This is a genomic window from Streptomyces sp. NPDC059788 (assembly GCF_042732265.1).
Classification (GTDB): Bacteria; Actinomycetota; Actinomycetes; order Streptomycetales; family Streptomycetaceae; genus Streptomyces.
Map to the genome: position 1 here is coordinate 58,468 of NZ_JBHWHY010000050.1, position 19,501 is coordinate 77,968.

The window sequence follows — 19,501 nt, forward strand, 5'->3', positions numbered from 1 at the left end:
TGAAGTTGTCAAGCCGCCGATATGACGGAGAGTCCGTCCTGGTAGCACCGTCCGTCACGAATGAGGGCCCATAGGACGTTCACCCGTCGACGAGCCAGAGCGAGGACCGCTTGGACATGCCGTTTGCCTTCGGCGCGCTTGCGTTCGTAGAAGCGCCTGGAAGCGTCGCAGTTGCGGATGCTGATCAGTGCGGAGGTGTAGAACACGCGCTGGAGGCCGCGGTGGTAGCGCCGTGGCCGGTGCACGTTGCCGCTGACGCTGCCCGAGTCCCGGGGTGTCGGGGCGACGCCGGCCATGCTCGCCAGGCGGTCGGCGGAGCCGTAGCGGCTCATGTCACCGGCGGTCGCGGCGAGGAACTCGGCGCCCATCAGCGGACCGATGCCGGGCATGCTCTCGATCACTTCGGCGAGGTCGTGCTCGCGAAACCGGGCCGCAATGATCTTGTCGATCTCGGTGAGCTGCTCGTTGAGGCCCATCACCTCCTTCGCCAGGGTGTGGATCACCTGTGCGGTGATCTTCTCCCCGGGAAGCGCGGTCTGCTGCCTCTCAGCCGCATCGAGGGCCGCCTCGGCCAGGGCCTCGGCCCCGCGGACCTTGCGGGTTCTGAGCCAGGTTTCCAGTCGTTTGCGGCCGGCCCGACGCAGAGCGGCGGGTGTCTGGTATCCGGTCAGCAGGACCAGCGGGCCGACGTTACTCAGATCGAGCTCTCGTTCCAGGGCGGGAAAGATGCTGGTCAACTGGCCACGCAGGCGGTTGACCCGCCGGGTGCGGTCGGCGCAGATGTCTGCCCGGCGGCCAGTGAGGACGCGCAGTTCGACGGCGCGCTCGTCGTCGGGCCGCAGCGTGATCAGGTCCCGGCGCATACGGGCCTGGTCGGCGATGACGGTGGCGTCCTTGGCGTCGGTCTTGCCGGTGCCCCGGTAGCCGGCGGCGGCCCGGTTGACCGCGAGGCCGGGTATGTAGACGAGCTGCTGGCCGTGGCTGAGCAGGAGGCTGATCCACAGAGCTGCCATGCCATCGGCGACGTCGACCGCCCAGACCACGTCCTCATCGATGGCCATCACGTCGACGAGAAGGGCCAGGAGCTCCGGCTCGTCATTGAGCACCCGCCGCGACAGCAACCGTTTGCCATCGGCGTCGAGCACCACGCAATGGTGGTGCGTCTTGCCGATGTCCGCCCCCGCCCAGATCAGGGCCACCTGTTCCTCCGGTCGTTCGACATGTGCTGTTCGTCCGGACGACCTCGCCAGCGTGGTCCTACTCAGCGATGCACCCGAGAGGCTCGCAGCTCCTAATCAGCGGCCGAGTCGTCGTGAGACGCCGGGCGGCCAGGTGAGCTGAACCATCTGGTGCAACCGGCTGAAAGCCATACCCGGCGTCTCTGGATCTCTGGACCTTACGACGGCCCTTCCGACCCACCAACAACGTAGGACCGGCTGAGGAGTTCGGGCGAAGGGCCGCGGGGGCGGTCGGCGCCTGTTGTCGTCGGCCGTTGTCAGTGGTGACTCCTACGCTGTGCCTCATGACAGCTGCCACGCCCGCTGAGCCCGTGACGCCGAAGCCCGTGACCACCCTGTCCGCCGACGACGCCCGGCGCATGGCCCTGCGCGCACAGGGCTTCCTCGGCGCGCCGGACCGCCGCGCGGGCGTGCGCGGCCTCCTGCGACGGCTGGGCGCGGTCCAGCTCGACACGATCTCGGTCCTGGCCCGCTCCCACGAGCTGATCCCGTACGCCCGGCTCGGCGCCGTCGGCCGCCCCGCCGTCGAGTCCGCCTACTGGTCGGGCGGGCACAGCTTCGAGTACTGGTCGCACGCCGCCTGCATCCTGCCGGTCGAGGAGTGGCCGCACTTCGCCTTCCGGCGCCGGGCGATGCGCGCCAAGGGATACCGCTGGCATCTGATGGAGGACCGCGAGGGCTCCTGCGCCGCCGTACTGGACCGGCTGAAGGCCGACGGCCCGCTGACCACCTCCGACCTGGGCGGCGGCCGCAAGGGCGGCGAGTGGTGGGACTGGTCCGAGACCAAGATCGCGGTGGAGTGGCTGCTGGACACCGGCGAGGTGGTGTGCACGGAGCGCCGCGGCTGGAAGCGGGTGTACGACCTCGCCGAGCGGGCCGTCCCGGATCACCTGCTGCACGACGCCCTGGACGACGAGGAGTGCATACGCCGCCTGGTCGCCCAGGCCGGGGCCGCGATGGGCGTGGCCACCCGCGCGGACCTCGCCGACTACCACCGCCTCAGGAACGATCAGGTGGACGCCGTCATCGAAGCCTCGGGCCTGGTCCCGGTGGAGGTCGAGGGCTGGGGCCGCCGCGCCTGGGCGGACCCCGCCGCCCTGGAGGACACCCCGCGCGGCCGGCACCGTACGACCCTGCTGTCGCCCTTCGACTCCCTCATCTGGGACCGGCCGCGTACGGCCCGGATCTTCGACTTCACCCACCGCCTGGAGGCATACGTCCCCCGCGCCAAGCGGATACACGGCTATTTCGCGATGCCCCTGCTGACCGGCGGCCGGCTCGCCGGGCGGGTGGACCCGGCCCGCGAGGGCAGCACCCTCGTCGCCCGCCAGGTGTCGATGCGCGACGCCAAGGCCGTACAGCCGATGGCCCGGGCCCTGACGGAGGCCGCCCAGTGGGTCGGCTGCGATTCCGTACGGATCGAGCGCTGCGATGACGCCGCGCTGAGGGCGGGGTTGGTTGCGGAGTTGGGGTGAGGGAGGGGGTGGGAGCGAGAGGGGGTTAGCCGGAGCGGACTGGGGCGTGGGCTTGGGCCTGGTCCCGGGCTTGGGCCTGGTCCCGGGCTTGGGCCTGGGCGTGGGCTTGGGCTTGGGCTTGGGCTTGGGCTTGGGCTTCCGAGGCTGCGAGGGCGCGAGTCAGGGCCACGCCGGGGCTACGGGGCCGACGGCCCTCCGTCGCGGTGGCAGGGGCTGCGGCCGGTGACCCCGGCGGGGCGGGCTCGCGGCTCGGGCTGCGCTCTGCCGACCCCTGGAACAACGCTCCCCGTAACAGCACCCGTGCCGCTCAGCGGATCTCCAGGATCTTCTCCCGCATCGCGTACACGACCGCTTCCATCCGGGAGTGCAGCTGGAGCTTCTCCAGGATGTTCCGTACGTGGTTCTTGACGGTGTTCTCGGAGATGAACAGTTCCTTGGCGATGTCGCGGTTGTTCATGCCCGTGGCGACCAGCTTGAGGACCTCCAGCTCCCGGTCGGTGAGCCGGGGCGCCGGCACGAGGCGGCGCTCGTCCGTCCGCTGGATCATCGACTTGAACTCGGTCAGCAGCTTGGACGCCATGGACGGACTGATCTGGGACTGGCCGTCGGCCACCGCGCGGATCGCCGTCGCCACCTCGTCCGTGGAGATCTCCTTGAGGAGGTAGCCGGTGGCCCCGGCCTTGATCGCGTCGTAGAGGTCCGCCTCCTCGTCGCTGATCGTCAGCATGATGATCTTCGCACTGGGGGCCACCTCCTTGATGGAGGTGCACGCCTCGATGCCGCCGCGCCGGGGCATCCGTACGTCCATCAGGACGATGTCGGGCAGCAGATCGGCCGCCTTGTCCACCGCCTCGGCACCGTCCCCGGCCTCGCCGATGACCTGGATGTCCTCTTCGTGGGCGAGCACGATCTCCAGGCCCCTGCGGAAGAGCGCGTGGTCGTCGACGACCAGGACCCTGATCGGCTCCCGGCGCGACACGCCCGCGTCCATGCCGGAATCGTCACCGACGCCGACTCCGTCGTCGTCCGCTCCGCCGTGCACGGGCCCGAAGCTGTCCCCCATCGTTCCTCCCCGTCAACTACTCGGCCGGTGAAGGCCAGAGTTTGGATATAAGGCTGGTTGACTACAGCCCCCTGCGGCCAGCCCGAACAACGCCATACAACCGTCTCCCCGGCATGTCGCCATTTCGCGCCCACAAGCTCCCTGGCTGGCACAAACACTATACGGCCTCAACTCCTGCCCCCCGCAGGCGCAATGGTGCCCCCGGGCGTACGCCGGGGGCACCACTTCAGCGGTCGTCAGCCGCCGAGCGCCCCACCGGCGCCACCGGGCTCCTCTCCCCCGAAAGAGTCAGGGTTCAGGTGGATGACGCCGTAGTCGTAGGCGTGCCGCCGGTAGACGACACTCGGCTGCTTGTTCTCGGCGTCGACGAAGAGGTAGAAGTCGTGTCCGACCAACTCCATCTCGTAGAGCGCCTGGTTGAGGGTCATCGGCGCCGCGGCGTGGGTCTTCTCGCGGACGACCAGGGGCCCTTCCCCCTGCACCTCCAGCGATCCCATCTTCGTCGTCGGCACCTGCTCCTGCGGCTCGCCGTCCACGGTGAGGTGACCGGTCTCGTCCAGCTTCGCCGCGTCCGGGACGCTCACCGCGACATCACTCGCCGGGATGCGCCCGTTGCCGCGCCGCGAGTGGCGCTTGTCGTGCTGCTTGCGCAGCCGCGCTTCCAGCTTGGCCGTGGCCAGGTCGAGCGCGGCGTAGGGGTCGGCGGCGGCCGCCTCGGCCCGTACCACCGGGCCTCGGGAGCGGAGGGTGATCTCCACTCGGTCGGAACGGTCGGCCTGCCGGGGGTTGGGCTCCTTGGACACCTCGACGTCCAGGCTGATCACCTTGCCGTCGAGCTTCTGGACCTTGTCCAGCTTCAGCTTCTCGGCCACGTGCTTGCGGAACCGCTCGGGCACCTCGGTCTTGCGGCCCTTGACGACGATGTCCACGCAGAACTCCGTTCCCGGATCGCCCCGCTCGCTGCGCGGAGCGATTCCTTCTTGCACCAGGCTCCGGTGAGTGCCGAAGCCTCGGACTTGGCGACTTTCACCTCCTCCTCCCCCGTCGACAGGGTCCCCATTCCCGTGATTTCAGGGTCCCCGCAAAAGCCCACAACCGCACCTATCCCGGCATCCAAGGCAAAGCGTCAGCCAAGTCCTCACAACCGAACATAGCTCTCCCGGCCGGGTGACGGCACCCCCTGGCCGGCACTAGCTCCGTTTGGATGCCTTTTCGTCCCCGTTACCTGCAACGATGAATTTTCACGGTCAGTTCCAGTTGATTTCGAAAGCACCCCGCGGCGCCGCCACCACGCCCGCTCCCACCACCCTCCCCCCGGCCGCCCGGACCGCCCGCGCCGCCTCCGCCAGCGAGGCCCCGGTGGTCATCAGATCGTCCACCAGTACCACCGGGGCCCCCGCCAGCAGCCTTCCCGCCCCGGGAGCGACTGTCAGGGCTCCGGAGAGGTTGGCCAGGCGTTGACGGGCGCTGAGACCCGCCTGATCAGCCACCGTACGCCGCTGCCGCAGCACCGTGAGTACCCGAACGGGCACCCCTCCACGCCGAAGGTCCCGAGCCGCCGCCAGCGCGATCCGCCGCACCGGATCATGACCCCGCCCCGCCACCGCCCGACGCGCCGAGGGCACGGGGATGAGCAGGAGGGGGGTGGTGGGGTCTGCGCGTGGAGGGCGGTGGGGGCGAGGGTGCGGCGAACGCGCGACGACGGGGCGCCGGACAGGGCCGAGGGGCTCAGTCCCGGAGCCCGGAAAACCGGGGAGGTCAGGGCCCGGAAAACCGGCGAGGTCAGGGACTTCCCTGGTGGGGAGCGGGTACTCGCCCCCTGAAGGCACCGGATCGTCAGGATCGTACGGATCAAGAGCGGCAGAAGGGAGAGGGGGCGCAGAGGGGACAGGAGTGCCGGAAGGGCCGGAGGCGCCACCGGGGGGCGTGGTCGCGTGATCACGTCCGGGCGGCCGCGGGGCCGCTGGGAGAGAGCGCAGACGTTCAGGTGCGGAGTCCGCGGAGCCGGTGGAGCCGGTGGAGCCGGTGGAGCCGGTGGAGCCGGTGGAGCCGGTGGAGCCGGTGGAGGCGGTGGAGCCCACGGAACCGTTGGAGCCCGTAGAGCGCGATGGATCGCCAAGCGAGGGCGTGGACGAGGGCGAGGCACCGCCCGCAGGCTCCACGTACCCGGTGGAGCACGGCACACCATCAGGCGCGCGCGGCAGCTCAACTTCATACCCTGCCTCCGCCCCAGCAGCCGCCCCCGCATCCCCAACATCCGAACCCAAACGCCCCGAGCCAGGACTCGCCCGTACAGAACTCGTAACACCAACGCCCCGACCCGCACGACTGGAGCCCTCACCCACCCCCGCAGAGCGTTCTCCCGCCCGGGCAGGGCGCACGCCTACCCCGGCAGAACGCGGACCGCCAACCGCCGGACGCAGACGTAACGCCCCCGAACTTCCCGCTCCAGCAGCGCCGGGCTCACCGCCGTACAGACAAAGCGGACCACCCCGGCCCCACAGCCCGCGCACAGCCCCCGCCAACGCCAGCCCCAACGGACCCGCCAACCGCAGCGCGCCCCGCTCCTTGTGCGCGAGCAGCACCGCCCGCACCTCATCGGCGTACGGCGCGGCAGCCCAGGTAGGCGGAAGGCCAGGCGGGGCAGGCCGCGGCCGCACCCTCCGCGGGCCCTGGCGGCCTCCGCGGCCTCCGCGGCCCCCGCGGCCTCCGCGGCCCCCGTGTCCTTGGGGGCCTCCCCCGCCCCCGCCCCCACTCCCCCTCGCCCCCCGGATCAACGTCTCGTGGCACTCCTCGCACAGTTCCGTACGAGGGCGACCGCATCCGGCGCAGTCCACCGGTAGTACCAGACCGGTGATTTCCCGCCATACGCCCCGCATGGATCTACTGTCCCGCGGGACGGGGGTGGGCACCACCCCCTGTGGATAACTCGGGTGACGGGTTGCGGCAGCCGCAGCCGGCCCGCCCAGACCGCCCTTCCGACAAACGACGAGGACGGCAGGCGGCGGGCGGCAGACAGCAGACGAGCGACAGCAGGCGGCTGAGGTCACTCAGCCCAGCAGCCGAAGGCAGTCAGCCCGTCGGCCGACAACAGAGACGCGCCCCACCCAACCCGCGCCCCCTTCCCTCCCCCTCGCCGCTTCCCCCTACCCGCTACCCGCTACCCGGGATAAACCGGCGCCTTCCCATCCTTCGCCACCGTCTTCCAGTTGGCGTCCTGCGGCAGCCGCACTATCCCCTCGGCCCCGTCCGCGATCAGCGGCCGCGTCTCGTCCTCCGACGCCGTCACCGCCTTGACCCCGTTGACCCCGGGCAACGTCTGCGCGCTCGACGCCGAGCCGTCCGTCTCCATGTACTGCATCTGCTGCACCCCGCCGGACTGCCTGCCGACGACCACGAGGCGACTGCCGCCCGCCCAGGACGCCGCCACCACGTCCTCCAACTGCGGCGCGATGGGACGCAGTTCCTCCACCGACAGCACCGGCCGCTGCGCCGTCCCGCCCCGTTCGACCCGGCCGAGCTGCAGCGTCGTACGTCCCTTGTCCTCCACCAGCACCGCGATCCGGATGCCGTCGGACGCCACCTTGATCGACTTGATCCGCCGGTCGCCGAGGCCCGGCACCGTCACCACGTCCGGCGTGCCCTTGCCCTCCCGCAGGCGCAGCAGCCGCGAACCCTTGTCGCTGCGGTCCGCTATCCACAGATCGCCCAGGCCGTCCCAACTGGGCGCCGAGAATCCGTTCTTGGCCGTGCTGTGCAGCAGCGCCGGGCCGCGCTCCGTGCCGTACTCCAGCGGTGCCACGTACAGCGACCGGCCGTCGTCCGAGACGCCCGCCGCGGTGTCCTCGCCGCGCGCGATCGCGATCGAGCTCAGCGGGGTCTTGCCGCTGCCGAACGGTCCCGGGACCGGCCGCGGCTCCGTGGTCGTGTCCGGCATGCTGACCACCTTCTGGTCAGCGGCGATGAAGTACTCCTGGGCCGGCTGCCCGACGTGCTTGCGCGGCGCGAACTCGCTGTTGGCGCGGTCCTGCGACAGGACGCACAGCCGGTTGCCGCCCTCGTCCTGCAGCTCCACCTCACTGATCTTCGATGCCCGGGTGATGTCCTGGACGGTGAAGAACAGCTGGGCCGCCATCCGCCGGCACTGCCCCGGCCCGGCGGTCGCCGCGCGCTTGCTCAGCTTCACCCGCAGCGCGTTGGAGTCGTCGAGGGCCAGACCGCTGCTCCTGAGCCCGGTGCCGGTCGGGAACGCCGAGGCGGTGACCTGGTTCAGCCAGTTCGTGGGCCCCTCCAGCAGCGCGGTCACGCTGGCGGTGACCGGATCTATCCGCTGCCGCAGGTAGACGGGGTCCGCGACCAGCACATTCCGGCCCCCCTTCGCCGACTGCGCCTCGGTCTTGTAGTCGGCGAAGTAGTACTTGTTGACGGAACGGTAGATCCGCTGGAAGTCGGACTGCCCGAGCACCAGCCCGTTGGGCAGCCGGTCGATGCGCCACTGCCCGTCCTCCTTGGTCAGGTGGAGGGTCTGCTTGTACGCCTGCTCCTCCGGCGTGTAGGCGTGGTTGCGGTCGACGGTGGCGACCTGGCTGCCGGACAGCGTGACCGTGTAGCCGTTCGGGTCCTCGCGGTTGGCCTGCCCCACGGGGTCGGCCTTCGGGCGCTGCTGGAGCACCTTCGTCGCCGAGAACGGCTGCCACGACTGCTTCGTCGACTTGGCCAGGTACTGGACGGCCGTACTGAAGTCCACCTCGTCGCTCGTCGTCGCGTCGAGGAAGCCGCTGACGATCTCCGTCGGCTGCGCCCCGTCCTGCGGCGGCACACCGTAGACCCGCACCTGCGAGTCCGCCTCCGCCCGCGGCGACTGGTCGACCGCCTGCATGTCCCCGCTGTCCGGCATCGACGCGCACCCGGCCAGCAGCAACGCGCCGCACCCGAGCACCGCGCCCGTACGTACGGCCCGGCCACGCCCGGCCGTACGCGCCCGCGCGCCACCACCGGCGCGCGTCTCGGCCCTCGCGCCGGCACGCACCTCCCCACGCCCCGCAGCGCGCGTTTCAGAGCCCGTCCCGGCGCCCACTTCAGCACCCGCCTCGACGCCCTCAGCACCCGTTTCAGCGCCCACGAACCTCGTCCTCCCGCTCCGCGCCCTCTCTGCCCCCGTCCTCCCGGCCCGAGCAGCGCCCGGCCCCGTCGCCCGCCACGCCGTCGCCGCCCCCGTCGTGGCCGCGCGCCGCTCCCTCACGTACACCGCTCTGACCTGCACCGTTGCGCCCCGAGCCGTCCCCTGCCGCCCCCACACCGTCCATACGGGCATGGGTACGGGAGTCCGTACGGCCTTCTCCAGGGCCCTCCGCGCTAGCGCCCGTTCCGGCCTCCAACCGCCCGAGCGCCCCAGCCCCCGCCCCCGTCTCAGCCCCCGCCTCCGACGACCACTGCCCAGGAGTACGTGCCGAAGTGCGCGCCGACGCCCGCGCCGCGGAGTACGGCTCCAGCGGCCACGGTTCCGCCAGCCGCTGCTGCTCCGGAATGGCGGCCGCCGTCCGCACCGCCGCCGCGCCGCGCGGCAGCTCCGATCCGGCCGCCTCCCGGTTACGTCGGGAGTCCTCCGGTTCGAGCGGTATCGGCGAGCCGCGCAGCGGCTCTCCCGCCGTACGGGGCAGCGTCAGCCGGAACTGCGATCCGCCGCCCGGCTCGCCCCACGCCTGCAGCCAGCCGCCGTGCAGCCGCGCGTCCTCGACCGCGATCGACAGGCCCAGCCCCGTACCGCCGGTCGTACGGGCCCGGGCCGGGTCCGCGCGCCAGAAGCGGTTGAAGACCCGGGCCGCCTCGCCCGGCTTCAGGCCCACGCCGTAGTCGCGCACCGCGACGGCCACCGCGCCGCCGTTCCTGCCGCCGGCCGCAGCCAGCCGCACCACGACGTCCCGGCCCTCGCCGTGCTCCACCGCGTTGACGACGAGGTTGCGCAGCACCCGCTCCACCCGGCGGGCGTCCGCCTCCGCGATCACCGGCTGGTCGGCGCCGCGCACCACGATCCGGCTGCCCTTGCGCTCGGCCAGCGGCTCGGCGCCCTCGATGACGCGGTTCACCACGTTCCGCAGGTCGATCGCCTCGGCCTCCAGGGCGGCCGCCCCCGCGTCGAAGCGGCTGATCTCCAGCAGCTCGGCTAGCAGCGACTCGAAGCGGTCGAGCTGCCCGCGCAGCAGTTCGGCGGAGCGCGCCGTCACCGGGTCGAAGTCCTCGCGCGCGTCGTGGATGACGTCGGCGGCCATCCGTACGGTCGTCAGCGGTGTCCGCAGCTCGTGCGACACGTCGGAGACGAACCGCCGCTGCATCCGGGACAGCTCCTCCAGCTGCTGGATCTTGACCTGGAGGTTCTGCGCCATCTTGTTGAAGGACTCGCCGAGGCGGGCGATGTCGTCCTCGCCGGTGACCTTCATCCGTTCCTGGAGGAGCCCGGCGGCCAGCCGCTCGGAGATGCCCGCCGCCATCCGTACGGGCGTGACGACCTGCCGCACCACGAGCCAGGCGATCGCGCCGAGCAGCACCACGACGAACACCCCGGCCGTCGCCAGAGTCCCCTTCACCAGGCTCAGCGACTTCTCCTCCTGGCTGAACGGGAAGAGGTAGTAGAGCTGGTACGGGTTGCTGTTGACGTCGTTGAGGCGCTTGCCGATGATGATCGCCGGCTCGCCCTCCTCCGACCCGACCCGCTTGATCTGCGTGGACTGGCGGAAGGTGCCGGTCTTGGTGTCCAGCATCCGGCGCATCTCCGCGGGCACGCTGCGCTCCGGGTCGACGTCCCCGGAGGCGCGGGGGCCGCGGGTGTCGGGGTTGGTGTCCCCGAACGGCTCCTCCACGGCCGATCCCGAACTGAGCGCCACCACGGAGAAGACGCCCTGCCCGCCACTGGCGAGCTGCTCGACCAGGCTGGTCAGCCAGGTCGCGGAGTCCTGCGAACTGCGGCTGCCGGAACGTACGGGGTCGTCGCCGCGGCTGTCGGTGGTGCCGTCGGCCAGTTTCTGCGCCACGGCGAACCCGCCGGCCGCCTGGCTCTGCGCGGCCTGCCGCTTGGCCTCCAGCAGCCCGTTACGGACCTGGCCGATGACGACGACGCCGAGCAGCAGCACCACACCCAGCGACATCAGCAGGGTCGTGGCGACCACGCGGAGCTGGATGTTGCGGCGCCACAGGCGCAGCGCGGGCAGCAGCGGGCGGCGTACCCAGCGGCCGAAGAGCCGCAGCATCGGGTGGACCGGGCCGGACGTGGCCCCGTCGGGCAGCAGCCGCGCGGGCATCCCCCGGAGCCGGTCACCCGGCCGCTCCGTGCGCCCCGTACGGGCAGCGGAACGCGTCGTCTCGCCCGCCGGGCGCTCGGCGGGCCGCGCATCGCGCGTACCGCTCGCGTCCCGCGCGGTCTCCGGACCCTGGCCGGCGCCTTCGGGGCCGCCGTCCTGCTCGCTCACCCGCTGATCGGGCACCCGGCCGTTGGCCCGCCTGGCCAGTCGACCAAACAACCGACCAGAAAAGGACATTTCACTCGCCGGGCGGACGGTCCGTCCCCGCGCTTCCTCCGGGGCCGAACCGTCCCGGGTCATGTCAGTTGGGCCCGGCCTTGTAGCCGACGCCACGCACGGTCACCACGATCTCCGGGCGCTCCGGGTCCTTCTCGACCTTGGAGCGCAGCCGCTGTACGTGCACGTTGACCAGGCGGGTGTCGGCGGCGTGCCGGTAGCCCCAGACCTGCTCCAGCAGCACCTCGCGCGTGAACACCTGCCACGGCTTGCGGGCCAGTGCCACCAGCAGGTCGAACTCCAGCGGCGTCAGCGCTATCGACTGGCCGCTGCGCTTGACCGAGTGCCCGGCCACATCGATGACCAGATCACCGATGGCCAGCTGCTCGGGCGCCGGCTCCTCCGAGCGGCGCAGCCGTGCGCGGATGCGGGCCACCAGCTCCTTGGGCTTGAACGGCTTGACGATGTAGTCGTCCGCCCCCGACTCCAGGCCGACCACCACGTCGACCGTGTCACTCTTCGCGGTCAGCATGACGATCGGCACACCGGACTCGGCCCGGATGAGCCGGCACACCTCTATGCCGTCCCTCCCGGGCAGCATGAGGTCGAGCAGCACGAGGTCCGGCTTGGTCTCCCGGAAGGCGGCGAGCGCCTTGTCCCCGTCCGAGACGAACGACGGTTCAAAGCCTTCGCCGCGCAGCACGATGCCGAGCATCTCTGCCAGTGCGGTGTCGTCGTCGACGACCAGGACGCGTCCCTTCATTCGGCCATCATCCCATTACCTGATCGTGACTTACCCAATCGTGATGTGGAACACAGCTCCGCGAGGCCACCCGGAGTGACCGGCGAGACCACTCCGGCCTCGGTGACGATGGCCGTGACCAGCTCGGCCGGCGTCACGTCGAAGGCCGGGTTGTAGGCCAGCGCGCCCAGCGGAGCCACCGGAATGCCGGTCCCGGCCTCCGCCCCGGCGCCGGGCACGAACGGCGCCGCGATTTCCGTCACCTCGTGCCCAGGACGCTGCTCCACCTCTATGAGCGCGCCGTCCGCCGTGTCCAGATCGACCGTGCTGGTCGGCGCCACCACTATGAACGGCACGTGGTGGTAGCGGGCCAGCACGGCCAGCGGATAGCTGCCCACCTTGTTGGCCACCGCGCCGTCGGCCGTGATCCGGTCCGCGCCGATCAGTACGGCGTCCACCTCGCCCGCCGCGAAGAGCGACCCGGCCGCCCCGTCCGCGAGCAGCGTGTACGTCATGCCCGTACGCGCCGCCTCGTACGCGGTCAGCCGCGCTCCCTGCAGCAGCGGCCGCGTCTCGTCGACCCACAGCCGCCGCAGCTCGCCGGCCCGGTGCGCCGCCAGCGCCACCGCCAGGGCGGTCCCCTCACCGCCGGAGACCAGCGCGCCGGTGTTGCAGTGGGTGAGTATGCGGTGCCCGCCGCCGGGCGCCAGCTCGCCCAGCAGCGCCAGCCCGTGTGCGGCCATCCGGGTGCTGGCCTCGGCGTCCTCGGCATGGACCGCGCGCGCCTCGGCCAGCGCCGCGGCGGCGGCCCGCTCGCGGTCCGCCCCGCTCCCGACCGCGTCGCGGTACGCGTCGGCGGCCCTGCGCACGCCGTATCCGAGGTTGACCGCGGTCGGGCGGGCATGTGCCAGGGTGTCGGCCGCGTCGGCGACGTCGAAGCCCCGCGCGGCGGCCAGCGCGACTCCGTACGCCCCGGCGATGCCCAGCAGCGGAGCGCCGCGCACAGCCAGCGTCCGGATCGCCTGCACCAGCGCCGGAACATCCGTACACACCAGCTCGACTTCTTCGGACGGCAGCCGTGTCTGATCGAGGAGAACCAGAACGGGCCCCTCGGGAAGCTCCTCCCAACGCAGCGACGGAACCACGGGAGCGTCGGCGCCCGCCTCGGACTTCTCGTAGCGATCGGCCATCCGCCCAGTCTGCCGCCGACAACGGGCGGAGCAGAAGGGCTCCCCCGCACAAGAGCGCTCCCCCGGACAAGGGCCCGGGGACGCGGGCCCGTGCGCCATGACACGATGACAGGCACTGCGGACGCCGGACCCCGGCCATTCGAACGGGCCGGAAGCATGAAGGAGCGACGATGAACAACTCTCCGGGCTGGGCCTCGCCCGGATCCTCCCCTTCCGACGAGCCGGACCGCACCTCGCAGGGCTCGCCCGACGCCGCGGGTCCCACCGGCTCGGACGCTCCGGCCGGCGCTGCCGGCCCCGCGGAGCCCACGGGCCCGGCCGACACCGCTCCGTCCGGCGACTCCACGGTCCCCCCGCAGTGGTCCAAGGAGCAGCCTCCCGCCGGGCAGTGGTCCGCGCCCACCGGCGGCCCCGGCCGCGGCGGGCAGAGCGGACCCGGCCCGCAGGGCGGCCCCGGCGGCCAAGGCGGCTGGGGCGGTCAGCAGCCCGGCTGGGGCGGACAGCCTCAGTGGGGAGGGCGACCTGGCTGGGGTGCCCCCTGGGCGCCGCCGCCCGCCGCCAAGCCCGGCGTGATCCCGCTCCGTCCGCTCGGCGTCGGCGAGATCCTCGACGGCGCGGTCTCCACCATGCGCGCCCACTGGCGCACCGTCCTCGGGATCTCCCTGGTCGTGGCGGTCGTCTCGCAGGCCGCGAACACGATCGTCACCGGGCTCTGGTTCCGCAGCGCCGGTGACTTCTCCGCGCTGGAGAACAACCCCGACGCCACCCTGAGCGAAGCGATGGACGCGGTCGGCACCTCCCTCGCGGGCAGTGCCCTCACCTCGCTCATCGGCCTGCTGAGCACGATCGTCATCACCGCGCTGCTCACCATCGTCGTCAGCCGGGCCGTCCTGGGGCGCTCCGTGACGGCCGGCGAGGCCTGGCGGGACGCCCGGGGCCGGCTGCCGCGAATGCTCGGCCTGCTGCTCCTGCTGCCCCTCATCATCTCGGTCGTCATCGGTGTGGGCATGACGCCCGGCATCATCGTCGCGGCCGTCGGCCCGGTCGGCCCCGGCGTGCTGCTCGCCCTGCTCGGCGGCGTGGGCGCGGGCGTCGTGGGCATCTGGCTGTGGGTCCGCTTCAGCCTCGCGGCCCCGGCGCTGATGCTGGAGAAGCAGGGCGTCATCGCCTCCATGCGGCGCTCCGTCAAGCTGGTGCGGGGCTCGTGGTGGCGGGTCCTGGGCGTCCAGCTGCTCACGTACGTGCTGATCGCCGTCGTGCAGATGATCGTCCAGATACCGGCCACCATCATCGCCGTCCTGCTCGGCGGCCAGGGCTTCACGGCCTGGACCAACGGTGAAGGCAGCACCAGCTGGACGTTCCTGATCGTGCTGGCCGTCGGCGCCGTGATCACGTCCACGGTCACGTACCCCATCAGCGCGGGCGTCACGGCGCTCCTCTACATGGACCAGCGCATCCGCCGTGAGGCGCTCGACCTCGAACTCGCCCGCGCAGCCGGTCTGCCCGGCTACGGCGCGGACACCCCCGGCCCGCAGTCTCCCGGTACGCAGGCTCCCGGTACGCACGGCCCGGGGCCCGACAGCGCCGGTCAGGGCCCGGCCGGCAGCACGCCGGGAAGCTGATGCGGTGACGGGGGCGGGGAGGACTGCCGTGCTCGCGCATCTGGTGCGGGGCTCCGGCGAAGACGGGCCGGTGCAGATCCCGCGCGTGCCCGCCCGTGAGGCGGCCGAACGGGAACTGTCCGATCCGCGGTACCACCAGAACGACCCGAACCTGCTCCAGCGTGCCCTGAACTGGTTCTGGGAGCGCATCGGTGATCTCTTCGATGCCGCTGCCGGAGCCACCCCGGGCGGCTGGACCGGGCTCCTGGCCATCGTCCTCGTCGTGCTGCTGCTCGCCGTCGCCCTCCGGCTCCGGCTGGGCGCCCTGCGCCGCACCCCCACCTCGGGGGGCGGCGCGCTCTTCGGGGACCGCCCCCGCACGGCCGCGGAACACCGCGCCGCCGCCGAACGGCACGCGGCCGACCACCGCTGGACGGAGGCCGTCCAGGAGCGGATGCGGGCCATCGTCCTCGCCCTGGAGGAACGCTCGCTGCTCACTCCGGGCCCGGGCCGGACCGCCGACGAAGCCGCCTCGGAAGCGGGCCGGGTCATGCCCGCCCACTCCGATCGTCTGCGCGCCGCTGCCCGCACGTTCGACGACGTCACGTACGGCGGCCGTCCGGGCACCGAACAGGAATACGCCCTCCTGAGCACCCTCGACACCGAGCTCCGGCACAGCAAGCCCCAACTGGCCACCGCTCTCCGCCGGAGCGGCACATGAGCGCCCCCACGACCGGCACCACTTCGCTCGCACCGTCCACGCGCCGCCTGTGGACCCGCTCGCGCGGTCTGCTCGCCGGTCTTCTCGTCCTCCTCCTGAGCGGCATCGGTCTGGCGGTCCTGCGCTCCGGGGACCAGCACGGACATCTCGACCCGCGGTCGGTGGACCGCCACGGCAGCGGCGCGGTCGCCGCGCTCCTCGCCGAACACGGCGTCGACACCCGCGTCGTGACCACCACGGAGGAGGCCGCCGCCGCGGCCGGCCCGGACACCACCGTGCTGGTCGCCGACCCCGAGCTGCTGACCAGCCGCCAGCTGGGCACACTCCGCCAGGCCACCGGACGCACGGCCGGACGCACCGTCCTGCTCACTCCGGGCCAGCCTGCCCTGGACGTCTTCGCCCCCGGGACCGAGGCGGAGGCACCCGGCGACGTGCAGCCGCTGTCCCCGGACTGCGCCCTGCCCGCCGCCCGGACCGCGGGCGACGCCGAACTCGGCGGGGCGCGCTACTCGACATCCGTCCGCGCCGCCGACCGCTGCTACCCCAGCGACGGCAAGGCCACCCTGCTCCGCCTGCCCTCCACAGCCGGCGGCGACACCGTCGTCCTCGGTGCCCCGGACATCCTCTACAACCACCGCCTCGCCGAACGCGGCAACGCCTCGCTCGCCCTGCAACTGCTCGGTTCGCACAAGCATCTGGTCTGGTACCTCCCTTCCGTCAGCGACCCTTCATCCACGCAGGACGGCCGGCGCAGCTTCTTCGACCTCATCCCCTCCGGCTGGCGGTGGGCACTGCTCCAGCTCCTCATCGCCGCCGCACTCACGGGCTTCTGGCGGGCCCGCCGGCTGGGACCGCTCGTCCCCGAGCGCCTGCCCGTCACCGTCCCCGCCGCCGAGACGACGGAGGGACACGCCCGCCTCTACCAGCAGGCGGGCGCCCGTGACCGGGCCGCCGACGTCCTGCGGGCCGCCACCCGCACCCGGCTGGCACCGCTCACCGGCGTGCCTCCCACGCACGCCCACACCCCCGACATCCTTCTCCCGGCAGTCTCCGCACGGCTGCCCGCCGACGCGGAAACCGGCACCGCCCTGCGCACCCTGCTGTTCGGGCCACCGCCCGCCGACGACAAGGCCCTGGTCGCCCTGGCCGACCAGCTCGACAACCTGGAACGTTCGATCATGTCCCCAGAGAGGCACGCCCCCCGTGAGCACCCCGACAGCTGACAGCGCCCGAGCCTCGCTGGAGGCCGTACGCACCGAAATCGCCAAGGCCGTCGTAGGCCAGGACCCGGCCGTCACCGGCCTGGTCGTCGCGCTGCTCTGCCGCGGGCACGTCCTGCTGGAAGGCGTACCCGGCGTCGCCAAGACCCTGCTCGTCCGCGCGCTCTCGGCGACCCTGGAACTCGACACCAAGCGCGTTCAGTTCACCCCCGATCTGATGCCGAGCGATGTCACCGGCTCGCTCGTCTACGACTCGCGCAGCTCACAGTTCTCCTTCCAGCCCGGCCCGGTCTTCACCAACCTGCTGCTCGCCGACGAGATCAACCGCACCCCGCCCAAGACCCAGGCGTCCCTGCTCGAAGCCATGGAGGAACGCCAGGTCACGGTCGACGGAACGGCCCGTCCCCTCCCCGAGCCCTTCCTCGTCGCCGCCACGCAGAACCCCGTCGAGTACGAAGGCACCTATCCGCTGCCCGAGGCCCAACTCGACCGGTTCCTGCTGAAGCTGACGGTGCCGCTGCCCGCCCGCCAGGACGAGGTCGACATCCTGACCCGGCACGCCCAGGGCTTCAGCCCCCGCGACCTCGACGCGGCCGGTCTGCGTCCCGTCGCAGGCCCCGCCGATCTCGAAGCCGCCCGGAACGCGGTGGCCAAGACCGCCGTATCTCCCGAGGTCACCGGTTACATCGTCGATATCTGCCGTGCCACGCGCGAATCCCCCTCGCTCTCCCTCGGCGTCTCACCCCGAGGCGCCACCGCCCTGCTCTCCACCTCCCGGGCCTGGGCCTGGCTCACCGGCCGCGACTACGTCATCCCCGACGACGTGAAAGCCCTGGCCCTGCCCACGCTCCGGCACCGCGTCCAGCTCCGCCCGGAAGCCGAGATGGAAGGAGTCACCGCCGACTCCGTCATCAACTCCGTCCTCGCCCACCTTCCCGTCCCCCGCTGAGACCGAGCCGTGGCCCTGACCGGACGCACCGCCCTCATCTCCGCCCTCGGAGCCCTCTTCGTCGGCCTGCTCCTGCCGAGCTGGACCGGCATCCTCACCGTCCAACTCGTCCTGCTGCTAGCAATTTTGTGCGACCTCGCACTCGCTGCGCCAGTGCGAACGCTCCAGTTCACCCGAACCGGTGAAACATCCGTTCGACTCGGCCAGGAAGCCCGGACGCACCTGACCGTCTCCAACCCGAGCCGACGCCCACTGCGCGCCCACCTCCGCGACGCCTGGCCCCCCAGCTCCTTCTCCCCCGGCACCGAAGCCGAGGCCTCCCGCCACCGACTTCACCTCCCCGGCGCCGAACTCCGCCGCATCACGACGACACTCCGCCCCACCCGCCGCGGCGACCACCACGCCGTACGCGTCACGGTCCGCTCCTACGGTCCCCTCGGCCTGGCCGCCCGCCAGGGCAGCCACCACATCCCGTGGACCGTCCGCGCCCTGCCCCCCTTCACCAGCCGCAAGCACCTGCCCGGAAAGCTGGCACGGCTGCGCGAACTCGACGGCCGTACCAGCATCCTGACCCGCGGCGAGGGCACCGAGTTCGACAGCATCCGCGACTACACGCCCGGCGACGACACCCGCTCCATCGACTGGCGGGCCACGGCCCGGCGCCAATCCGTGGCGGTACGCACCTGGCGCCCGGAACGCGACCGCCGCATCCTCCTGGCCCTCGAAACCGGCCGCACCTCGGCCGGCCGGGTCGGCGACACTCCGCGCCTGGACGCCTCCATGGACGCGGCTCTGCTGCTCGCCGCCCTCGCCTCCCGTGCCGGCGACCGCGTCGACCTGCTCGCGTACGACCGGCGGGTACGCGCCTCGGTCCAGGGCCGTGCGGCCGGAGACCTCCTGCCCGCACTGACCGAGGCCCTCGCGCCCCTCGAACCCGAACTCGTCGAAGCGGACGCCCGCGGTCTTGCCGCAGCCATCCACCGCAGCGCCCCGCGCCGCTCCCTGATCGTCCTGTTCACCGGCCTGGACACGGCCCCGGTGGAGGATGGGCTGCTGCCTGTCCTCCCCGGCCTCACCCAGCGCAACGAAGTCATCGTCGCCGCGGTCGCGGACCCTCGCATCGAGGAGATGGCCGCCGCCCGTCACGCGCCTCAGGCCGTGTACGCAGCGGCCGCCGCCGAACAGACTCGCGCGGCCCGCCGGCGCACCGCGGACCGCCTGCGCCGCCACGGCGTCACGGTCATCGACTCCACTCCGGCCCGCCTCGCCCCCGACCTGGCGGACGCCTACCTTTCCCTCAAGGCCAGCGGGCGACTGTAGGCACATTCGGCCGCCTGGCCGAGTGGGGCTTACGCGCTTGCCCTCCTATATTCAGCTGCCCTGAGTAGCCGGAGGTAGGGCGGAGGTAGGGCTGCTGTGGGTTGGCGGCCCCCAGCACAGCGCTGTGGAAGGTACTGGGGGGTGAAGGTACGTGGATGAAGGCCTTCAGCCTTCAGTAGCCAGCGCCACTCATGCCCTTAGTGCCGTCCCGGGAGCTTCGTAACGACTGGCGTCTGGGACCGCTGGGACCACACTGTCCGCGGACGCATCACGCCGTCACCACGGCTTCCTGAACGCAAGATGCCCCGCACCGTGTCGGTGCGGGGCATTGTTGTCCGCGGGCGATCACATGGAATCGCACGTCACATCTATCAGTGAACGCAAAAAAGCTCCGGTTCCCGAACCAGAAGGTTCGGGAACCGGAGCTGAAAAATTGTTCGGCGGCGTCCTACTCTCCCACAGGGTCCCCCC

14 protein-coding genes are annotated in these 19,501 nt (G+C 72.1%); 6 read left to right on the forward strand and 8 right to left on the reverse strand.

The window, feature by feature from the left end; all coding sequences use genetic code 11:
• Positions 1-8: 8 nt before the first annotated feature.
• Positions 9-1,199: an IS110 family transposase gene (locus ACFV57_RS33985; protein ID WP_385240115.1), complete on the reverse strand. Its 1,191-nt coding sequence runs from the start codon at positions 1,197-1,199 to the stop codon at positions 9-11.
• A gap of 323 nt (positions 1,200-1,522) precedes the next feature.
• Here ACFV57_RS33985 and ACFV57_RS33990 point away from each other — a divergent pair, with 323 nt between their 5' ends.
• The gene (locus ACFV57_RS33990) at positions 1,523-2,713 is read left to right on the forward strand and encodes a winged helix-turn-helix domain-containing protein (RefSeq protein WP_385240117.1); all 1,191 of its coding nucleotides are present in this window, start codon (positions 1,523-1,525) and stop codon (positions 2,711-2,713) included.
• A gap of 307 nt (positions 2,714-3,020) precedes the next feature.
• On the opposite strand, the gene ACFV57_RS33995 is transcribed toward ACFV57_RS33990, so the two are convergent.
• The 7 genes from ACFV57_RS33995 to mtnA all read right to left on the reverse strand — a co-directional run bounded on the left by ACFV57_RS33995 (position 3,021) and on the right by mtnA (position 13,219).
• A complete protein-coding gene (locus ACFV57_RS33995; protein WP_385240119.1) occupies positions 3,021-3,776 on the reverse strand; it encodes a response regulator in 756 nt (251 codons plus the stop codon).
• Positions 3,777-4,012: 236 nt separating this feature from the next.
• Positions 4,013-4,705, reverse strand: a complete 693-nt coding sequence (hpf, locus tag ACFV57_RS34000; protein WP_385240140.1) for a ribosome hibernation-promoting factor, HPF/YfiA family — start codon at positions 4,703-4,705, stop codon at positions 4,013-4,015.
• Positions 4,706-5,023: 318 nt separating this feature from the next.
• Positions 5,024-5,308: a ComF family protein gene (locus ACFV57_RS34005; protein ID WP_385240121.1), complete on the reverse strand. Its 285-nt coding sequence runs from the start codon at positions 5,306-5,308 to the stop codon at positions 5,024-5,026.
• A gap of 1,628 nt (positions 5,309-6,936) precedes the next feature.
• Positions 6,937-8,805 carry an LpqB family beta-propeller domain-containing protein gene (locus ACFV57_RS34010; RefSeq protein ID WP_385240123.1) on the reverse strand — a complete coding sequence of 623 codons (1,869 nt, stop codon included), beginning with the start codon at positions 8,803-8,805 and terminating at the stop codon, positions 6,937-6,939.
• Positions 8,806-8,887: 82 nt separating this feature from the next.
• Complete coding sequence (gene mtrB / locus ACFV57_RS34015; RefSeq protein WP_385240125.1) at positions 8,888-11,239, reverse strand: MtrAB system histidine kinase MtrB; 2,352 nt, start codon at positions 11,237-11,239, stop codon at positions 8,888-8,890.
• A 133-nt stretch (positions 11,240-11,372) separates the two neighbouring features.
• Positions 11,373-12,050: a two-component system response regulator MtrA gene (gene mtrA, locus ACFV57_RS34020; protein WP_385240127.1), complete on the reverse strand. Its 678-nt coding sequence runs from the start codon at positions 12,048-12,050 to the stop codon at positions 11,373-11,375.
• Entirely contained in the window at positions 12,047-13,219 is a 1,173-nt protein-coding gene (mtnA, locus tag ACFV57_RS34025) for an S-methyl-5-thioribose-1-phosphate isomerase (RefSeq protein ID WP_385240129.1), read from the reverse strand. Before mtnA ends, mtrA begins: the two co-directional genes overlap by 4 nt.
• Before the next feature lie 170 nt (positions 13,220-13,389).
• Here mtnA and ACFV57_RS34030 point away from each other — a divergent pair, with 170 nt between their 5' ends.
• From ACFV57_RS34030 to ACFV57_RS34050, 5 genes are read left to right on the forward strand one after another with little or no spacing between them, the layout of a single operon-like run.
• Positions 13,390-14,841 carry a hypothetical protein gene (locus tag ACFV57_RS34030; protein ID WP_385240130.1) on the forward strand — a complete coding sequence of 484 codons (1,452 nt, stop codon included), beginning with the start codon at positions 13,390-13,392 and terminating at the stop codon, positions 14,839-14,841.
• Positions 14,842-14,869: 28 nt separating this feature from the next.
• Positions 14,870-15,541, forward strand: a complete 672-nt coding sequence (locus tag ACFV57_RS34035; protein WP_385240132.1) for a DUF4129 domain-containing protein — start codon at positions 14,870-14,872, stop codon at positions 15,539-15,541.
• On the forward strand, positions 15,538-16,764 hold the full coding sequence (locus tag ACFV57_RS34040; RefSeq protein ID WP_385240134.1) for a DUF4350 domain-containing protein: 1,227 nt from the start codon (positions 15,538-15,540) through the stop codon (positions 16,762-16,764). The genes ACFV57_RS34035 and ACFV57_RS34040 overlap by 4 nt, the downstream gene beginning before the upstream one ends.
• On the forward strand, positions 16,745-17,710 hold the full coding sequence (locus tag ACFV57_RS34045) for an AAA family ATPase (protein ID WP_385240136.1): 966 nt from the start codon (positions 16,745-16,747) through the stop codon (positions 17,708-17,710). Before ACFV57_RS34040 ends, ACFV57_RS34045 begins: the two co-directional genes overlap by 20 nt.
• 9 nt (positions 17,711-17,719) lie before the next feature.
• Complete coding sequence (locus ACFV57_RS34050; protein WP_385240138.1) at positions 17,720-19,030, forward strand: DUF58 domain-containing protein; 1,311 nt, start codon at positions 17,720-17,722, stop codon at positions 19,028-19,030.
• Positions 19,031-19,501 lie beyond the last annotated feature (471 nt).

What these genes read in the sequence shown, in the direction of transcription:
- ACFV57_RS34030 (WP_385240130.1), top strand. Translation starts at nt 13,390, where the DNA reads ATGAACAACTCTCCGGGCTGGGCCTCGCCCGGATCCTCCCCTTCCGAC.
- ACFV57_RS33990 (WP_385240117.1), top strand. Translation starts at nt 1,523, where the DNA reads ATGACAGCTGCCACGCCCGCTGAGCCCGTGACGCCGAAGCCCGTGACC.
- mtnA (WP_385240129.1), bottom strand. Translation starts at nt 13,219, where the DNA reads ATGGCCGATCGCTACGAGAAGTCCGAGGCGGGCGCCGACGCTCCCGTG.
- mtrA (WP_385240127.1), bottom strand. Translation starts at nt 12,050, where the DNA reads ATGAAGGGACGCGTCCTGGTCGTCGACGACGACACCGCACTGGCAGAG.
- ACFV57_RS33995 (WP_385240119.1), bottom strand. Translation starts at nt 3,776, where the DNA reads ATGGGGGACAGCTTCGGGCCCGTGCACGGCGGAGCGGACGACGACGGA.
- ACFV57_RS34040 (WP_385240134.1), top strand. Translation starts at nt 15,538, where the DNA reads ATGAGCGCCCCCACGACCGGCACCACTTCGCTCGCACCGTCCACGCGC.